1 protein-coding gene is annotated in these 1657 nt (G+C 72.1%); it reads left to right on the top strand.

Annotated elements, in window-relative coordinates:
- Nucleotides 1-194 precede the first annotated feature (194 nt).
- Complete coding sequence (locus ACFRAR_RS38745) at nt 195-1571, top strand: IS1380 family transposase (protein WP_380705147.1); 1377 nt, start codon at nt 195-197, stop codon at nt 1569-1571.
- The last annotated feature ends 86 nt before the right edge of the window (nt 1572-1657 follow it).

Below are 1657 nucleotides of genomic sequence, written 5' to 3'. Positions count from 1 at the left end.
GACCCGAATCCGCAGGTAGTGGCGGCGGGCGGCAGCTGATACGACGACAGGTGCACTGTCGGTTTGAGAAGATCGAGGTTCCTACACCGTGACCAGCTCAAACATGAAAGTGCACCTGTCGAGTGAAGACGATATCGCGTCGCCGTACCACCTCTCGCACTCCCGGCAGGCGCTGGACCAGATTGCGGGCGCGGGTGGGTGAGCCGGACGGGTCGCTGACCGAGAATGGCGGGCTGCTGCTGGTGGCCGAGCTGGACCGGGCGCTGGGCGTCACCGCCGCACTGGATACGGCGGTCGGCCCGGTCAAGGAACGCGAGCGGGGACTCTCGGGCGGGGAGTTCGCCTTGGCCCTGGCGGTGGTGCAGCTGACCGGCGAGGACCACCTGGTCGGCTTCGACCGGCTGCGGGCCGATGCGGTCGGCGAGAGCCTGCTGCCCGCGCCCGTCCCGCCGTCCACGACGGCCGCCACGCTCGCCGCCCGGTTCGACCAGGCCCGGCGCGAGGGCGTCGAGCGGGCCTGTGCGCAGGTGACTGCCCGTGCGCTGGCCGCGCTCCCGGTGGGCGAACGAGCCCGGGTCCTGACCGGGCGGGTGACGATCGACCTCGACGCCAAGGACGTCGAGGTCTACTCGACCCGCAAGGAGCAGGTCATCCGCTCCTACAAGGGCGAGGTCTCGGGACGGGTGCACGCCGCGCACTGGGCCCAGGCCGGCACCGTCGTGGCCGCCGACCTCCTGGACGGCCGCTCGGACGGCCGCACCGTCTCCCCGGCCCAGATCGACCGGGCCGTGAACGCCGTGCGCACGGCCGGAGCGAGCGGGCGGATCCTGTTCCAGGGCGACTCGGGCTACTACGCCGGGAAGGTCGCCGAGAAGATCGTCGCCCGCCAGGCGCTGTTCCGGCTCGGCGTCCCCCGCAGCCAACCGCTGTGGAGGGCCGTCGCCCGGGTCCACGACGACGACTGGATCGACGCCGTCGACTACCCGAATGCGCAGGTCGTGCCGCTGGACCACGTGCCCGCCGGGTGGCCGCAGGACACGAAGGTGATCGCCCGCCGGGTGCGTTACGACGCTGCCGGGCTTTCGGCCGATCCGCGCTCGCGCCGCTCGCGCACCGTCGGCAGGGACCAGCTCGCCCTGGTCCTGGAAGGGCTGGAGACTCAGGCATACGCCTACTCGTTCTTCGCCACCAACGAGGAACTGGACCTGGACGAGGAGATCACGGCGGCGGAGTGGGAGTTCCGCCGCCGCACCAGGATCGAGGAGCTGTTCCGCGACACCGCCCACGGTGCCGGGCTCAGCCACCTGCCCTCCGCCTCCCACGCGGTCAACAGCATGTGGATGTGGGGCGCAATGCTGGCCTACAACCTGTCCGCCTGGCTGCAGATGCTCAGCCCCCTCGGCACCGCCCGCCGCCGCATCGCCACCGTGCGGCGCCTGCTGATCCACCGGGCCGCCCGCTGGACGGTCACCGCCCGCCGCCACGAACTCCGCTTCGCCGGCCCAGCGGGTGAGTTGATGGCCAACACGCTGGCCCGGATCCGCGCTCACCGCCATCTCCTGGCAGCCTGACCGATCGCCCTGACCGGGCCCGAACCTCCCACCACCGCCCTGGAAAGCCGCTCACCCGGCACGACAGCCGGGTCGCCGGCACACCC

It is taken from the genome of Kitasatospora sp. NPDC056651 (assembly GCF_042792155.1).
GTDB lineage: Bacteria > Actinomycetota > Actinomycetes > Streptomycetales > Streptomycetaceae > Kitasatospora.
The sequence above is the reverse complement of the archived record's forward strand: the minus strand, read 5'-3'. Positions and strand labels throughout refer to the sequence as shown.